Consider the following 206-nt stretch of genomic DNA (forward strand, 5'->3'; position numbering starts at 1 on the left):
GCCGATGGTACTGCGTCTTAAGGCGTGGGAGAGTAGGTCGCCGCCAGGTCACTCAGGCACACGAGAAACCACACAAACACCAACACACCAACTCAAACGCGCCCATCATCCTCACTCGCCAAACCCATCGCCCGCGGGGTGGAGCAGCCCGGTAGCTCGTCAGGCTCATAACCTGAAGGCCGCAGGTTCAAATCCTGCCCCCGCAA

1 tRNA gene is annotated in these 206 nt (G+C 60.7%); it reads left to right on the forward strand.

The features are described 5' to 3' along the window. Positions 1-132: 132 nt before the first annotated feature. Positions 133-206 (forward strand) — tRNA-Met (locus EJ903_RS26845).

It is taken from the genome of Azospirillum griseum (assembly GCF_003966125.1).
Taxonomy (GTDB): domain Bacteria; phylum Pseudomonadota; class Alphaproteobacteria; order Azospirillales; family Azospirillaceae; genus Azospirillum; species Azospirillum griseum.